The organism is Rhodopseudomonas sp. BR0C11 (assembly GCF_010820945.1).
GTDB lineage: Bacteria > Pseudomonadota > Alphaproteobacteria > Rhizobiales > Xanthobacteraceae > Rhodopseudomonas > Rhodopseudomonas palustris_H.
This window is the reverse complement of the sequence record NZ_QTKI01000423.1, coordinates 1-4,046: the sequence shown is the minus strand read 5'-3', so window position 1 is coordinate 4,046 and position 4,046 is coordinate 1. Positions and strand designations below refer to the sequence as shown.

Below are 4,046 nucleotides of genomic sequence, written 5' to 3'. Positions count from 1 at the left end.
CTTCGCCGTCGCCTCGCCCGAGGTGATCACCACCTGCCACGGCTGACTGTTACACCACGACGCGGTCTTCTGCGCCGTCCCGAGGATCCGCTCGATCGTCGCGCGCGGCACCGGATCGGCTTTGAACGCCCGGCACGAATAGCGCGCCGCCATCAGCTCTTCGAGGACGTCGATCGGAGCGGTGGTCGCAGCGGCGTCGGTCATGATGGCCTCATTCCTGAATGGTCGTCATTCCGGGGCGCTCACGAAGTGAGCGAACCCGGAATCTGAAACGCGCACAACCCGTCGATCGATGTCAACAACTGCCGGATTCCGGGTTCGCGAGCTGTCGCTCGCGCCCCGGAATGACGGTGGCAGCAGTACGTCACCGCCCCTTGGTCGGGATCTTGTTGAACGGCACGTCCTTGTCGACCCGGATGTCACCAGGCAGGCCGAGGACGCGTTCGGCGATGATGTTGCGCAGGATCTCGTCGGTGCCGCCGGCAATGCGCATCGACGGCGAACCGAGCAGCATCGCCTGGAAGCTGCCGCCGGCTTCGGCCTCGGCCGGATCGGTGAACACGCCCGCGGCGCCTTCCAGATCCATCGCGAACGCCGCGATGTCCTGCAGCATCGGGCCGGCGACCAGCTTGCCGATCGAGTTCTCCGGGCCCGGGCGCTGGCCCTTGGACAGCGCCGAGATTGAGCGATACGAGGTGTACTTCAGGCCGCTGGCCTTCACCGCCCAGTTCGCCAGCTTGCTGCGCACCGCCGGATCGTCGATCGCCGGGCCGTTCTCCGTCACCAGATCGTTGCAGAACGCGAAGATCTCCGGGAAGCCGGTGGCAAGGCGCGCGCCGATCGACATGCGCTCGTTCATCAGCGTGGTCAGCGACACGTTCCAGCCGTCGCCGACCGCGCCGAGACGCTGGCTGTCCGGAATCCGCACGTTGGTGAAGAACACCTCGTTGAATTCCTGCATGCCGTTGGCTTGCTTGATCGGCTTCACCTCGACGCCGGGGCTCTTCATGTCCAGGAAGAACATGGTGAGGCCCTTGTGCTTGGGCACATTGGGATCGGTGCGGGTGATCAGCAGGCCGTAATCCGAGTAGTGCGCGCCGGAGGTCCAGATCTTCTGGCCGTTGATGATCCAGTCGTCGCCGTCCTTCTCGGCGCGGGTGCGCAGACCCGCGACGTCGGAGCCGCCGGCCGGCTCGGAGAACAGCTGGCACCAGATCTCTTCGCCCGAGGCGAGCTTCGGCAAGTAACGGCGCTTATGCTCCTCGGCACCGTAAGCCATCACGGTCGGGCCGCACATGCCCTCGCCGATCTGGAACGGCTGGGTGAGCTTGCCGTAAACGCCCTCTTCCTGCTGCCAGATCACCTTCTCGATCGGCGTCGCGCCGCGGCCGCCATATTCGCTCGGCCAGGTCAGGCAGGCCCAGCCGCCCTCGGCCTTCTTCTTCTGCCATGCCTTGCCGACTTCGACGATGTCGGCGTTCTTCAGGCTGATGCGGCCGAGGCCCGACTTGGTCAGTTCCTCTTCGTACTGCTTCGGCGCGTTGGCATCGATCCACGCGCGAGCCTTGGCGCGGAACTCGGCTTCCTGCGGGGTATCGTCGAAATTCATGGTCGATCTTTCGCTTCAGTTCAGGATGGATTCGTCATTGCGAGCGAAGCGAAGCAATCCAGGGCCACAATAGAAGACTGGATTGCTTCGTCGCTCCGCTCCTCGCAATGACGAAGATGATGTGAGCACTACGCCCGCCCCTTGGTCGGGATCTGGTTGAACGGCACGTCCTTATCGACGCGAATGTCGCCGGGCAGGCCGAGCACGCGTTCGGCGATGATGTTGCGCAGGATCTCGTCGGTGCCGCCTTCGACGCGGGTCGCCGGCGAACGCAGCAGCATCGCCTGGAAACGGCCGGCGACTTCGGCATCCTCCGGCCCGCTCAGCACGCCGGCGGCGCCCTGCAGATCGAGCGCATACATCGCGACTTCCTGGATCATCGATCCGGCGACCAGCTTGCCGATCGAGTTCTCCGGCCCCGGACGCTGGCCCTTCGACAGCGCCGAGATCGAGCGGAACGAGGTGTAGCGCAGGCCGCTGGCCTTCACCGCCCAGTTCGCCAGCTTGCTGCGCACCGCCCGATCGTCGAGCGCCGGCGCGCCGTCGAGCGTCAGCGACGAGCAATAGTCGAACAGCTCGGGGAAGCCGGTCGCGACGTTGGCGCCGATCGACATCCGCTCGTTCATCAGCGTCGTCAACGACACGTTCCAACCATCGCCGACCGCGCCGAGGCGCTGGCTGTCCGGAATCCGGACGTTGGTGAAATACACCTCGTTGAAGTCGGAATTGCCGTTGGCCTGCTTGATCGGCCGCACCTCGACGCCGGGGCTCTTCATGTCGAGGAAGAACATCGTCAGACCCTTGTGCTTGGGCACGGTCGGGTCGGTGCGGGTGATCAGGATGCCGTAGTCCGAGTAGTGCGCGCCGGAGGTCCAGATCTTCTGGCCGTTGATGATCCAGTCCTCGCCGTCCTTCTCGGCGCGCGTCCGCAGGCCCGCGACGTCGGAGCCGCCGGCCGGCTCGGAGAACAGCTGGCACCAGACCTTCTCGCCGGAGCCGAGCGGCGGCAGGTAGTGCCGCTTCTGCTCTTCCGAGGCGTAGGCCATCATGGTCGGCCCGCACATGCCCTGGCCGATGATGAACATCGCCGTCAGCTTGCCGAACACACCCTCTTCCTGCTGCCAGATCACGCGCTCGATCGGCGACGCGCCGCGGCCGCCATATTCCTTCGGCCAATGCGGCACGGCCCAGCCGGCATCGGCCTTCTTCTTCTGCCAGGCCTTGGCGACCTCGAGAATGTTGGCGCCCTTCAGCACCACCCGGCCGAGCGACGCTTTGCGCAGCTCGTCCTCATATTGCTTCGGCGCATTGGCGTCGATCCAGGCGCGCGCCTTGGCGCGGAATTCGGCTTCCTGCGGGGTATCGTCGAAGTTCATGGCACACCTGCTATCGATGCGTTCAATTTTTCCGTCATTGCGAGGAGCGAAGCGACGAAGCAATCCAACTCAGTGCACGGGGCCTCTGGATTGCTTCGCTGCGCTCGCAATGACGGTTGGGCATTCACCGTCGCGCGTTACGCCGCGTTCTTCTGGCGCATCCGATCGATCAGCTGATCTTCCCAATACGACTGGCTGCCGAGGCTGAGCGCCAGCGCGTTGGAGCGGCGATAGTACAGGTGGCAGTCGAACTCCCAGGTGAAGCCCATGCCGCCGTGCACCTGGATGTTCTGCTTGGCGCAGTGCTGGAACGCCTGCGTGGCGCTGATCCGCGCCGCCGCAGCGGCCTCCGGCAGCTCGGCGGCGTCGGTCGAAAGCGCCCAGGCGCCGTAGTAGGAGTTGGAACGCGCCAGCGTCGCCGACACGTACATGTCGGCCAGGATGTGCTTGATCGCCTGGAACGAGCCGATCGGACGGCCGAACGCGATGCGGTCGAGCGCGTAGTCGCGGCCCATCTCCAGCGCACGGTCGGCGCCGCCGACCTGCTCGAACGCGATCAGCACCGCGGCGCGGTCCATCACAAGCGACAAGATGCTCCAGCCTTCGTTAGCCGCACCGAGCGGCTCGGCCTTGGCGCCGGCGAAGGTCAGCTCGGCCTGCTGGCGCGACGGATCGACGTTCTGCAGCGGCTTGGCGGTGACGCCACCGGCCTTGAGATCGACCAGGAACAGCGAGACATCGGTCTCGCGGCCGCTGTTGCCGGTGCGCGCCGCGACGATGGCAAAATCGGCGATCGCGCCGTCGGCGACCGGCTTTTTGGTGCCGGTCAGCGTGCCGTTCGATACCGCGAGCTTGACGGCGGCCGGCGACGGATTGCCGGTGCCTTCGAACAGCGCCAGCGTGCCGATCGCCTCACCCGACGAGATCTTCGGCAGCCACTTCTGCTTCTGCTCTTCCGAACCCGCCAGCAGCAGCGCTTCGGCGGCGAGATACACGGTCGACGAGAACGGCACCGGCGCCAGCGCGCGGCCGAGTTCCTCGGCAATCACGCAGAGCTCGAG

4 protein-coding genes are annotated in these 4,046 nt (G+C 65.7%); all 4 read right to left on the bottom strand.

Annotation, left to right across the window (positions count from 1 at the left end):
* The coding region (locus DYI24_RS22610) for a nitroreductase family protein (RefSeq protein WP_205523636.1) at positions 1–204 on the bottom strand (204 nt) is incomplete at its 3' end.
* A gap of 160 nt (positions 205–364) precedes the next feature.
* Positions 365–1,609 carry an acyl-CoA dehydrogenase gene (locus DYI24_RS22605; RefSeq protein WP_011157437.1) on the bottom strand — a complete coding sequence of 415 codons (1,245 nt, stop codon included), beginning with the start codon at positions 1,607–1,609 and terminating at the stop codon, positions 365–367.
* 128 nt (positions 1,610–1,737) lie between these two features.
* Positions 1,738–2,985 (bottom strand): acyl-CoA dehydrogenase, encoded by a 1,248-nt coding sequence (locus tag DYI24_RS22600; protein ID WP_164573924.1) that lies wholly within the window; start codon positions 2,983–2,985, stop codon positions 1,738–1,740.
* A gap of 137 nt (positions 2,986–3,122) precedes the next feature.
* Positions 3,123–4,046 (bottom strand): acyl-CoA dehydrogenase family protein (locus DYI24_RS22595; protein ID WP_164573923.1); only part of this gene is annotated, 924 nt, incomplete at its 5' end.

Coding starts and splice junctions, on each gene's coding strand:
- DYI24_RS22605 (WP_011157437.1), bottom strand. CDS start 1,609: ATGAATTTCGACGATACCCCGCAGGAAGCCGAGTTCCGCGCCAAGGCT.
- DYI24_RS22600 (WP_164573924.1), bottom strand. CDS start 2,985: ATGAACTTCGACGATACCCCGCAGGAAGCCGAATTCCGCGCCAAGGCG.